General features: G+C 60.6%; 1 protein-coding gene. It reads right to left on the bottom strand.

The features are described from left to right. A partial coding sequence (locus G7009_RS27330) for a hypothetical protein (RefSeq protein WP_181133380.1) occupies window positions 1-498 on the bottom strand: 498 nt, incomplete at both ends.

Here is a 498-nt window from a genome sequence, read left to right as displayed (position 1 = left end):
CATCCGCTGCCAACATCAGAGTGCCATAGGTGCCGGTGAAGGTACCTGCGGTGATCGGCCCGGTGGTGGGACTGATCACTATCCGGTCGGCACCCTGGGTATCGTTGCTCAGCACGTTCCCCGTAAGCATGGTCTGCTGCTCGGTCGCCGTTGCCAGGTTGCCGTCATTCGCAGCCGTCGGCAGGTCATCGACGATAGTGACGTCCAGGTTGTCGGTGGCCGTGCTGCCATCGGTGTCGGTGGCCGAGACAACAAAGCTCTCGCTCAGGCTGTTGGCACCGTTGGCCGTCGGGTGGGCTTCGTTGTCGGTCAGGGTGTAGCTGTAGCTGACCACACCGGTACTGGCGTTGTAGCCAGTGATGGTCAGGGTGTTGCCCAGTGCAGTGATCAGCGTTTGCGGGAAACCACTGGCAATACCGCCGCTCAGCACATTGATGCCACCAACGGTCAGGGTTTGCAGACCATCGGGTGCGGTAACAGTAAAAGTGCCGTTCTGTG

The sequence above is a fragment of the Pseudomonas capeferrum genome, from assembly GCF_013523055.1.
GTDB classification, from domain to species: domain Bacteria; phylum Pseudomonadota; class Gammaproteobacteria; order Pseudomonadales; family Pseudomonadaceae; genus Aquipseudomonas; species Aquipseudomonas capeferrum_A.
This window is presented reverse-complemented; position numbering and strand designations above follow the sequence as displayed.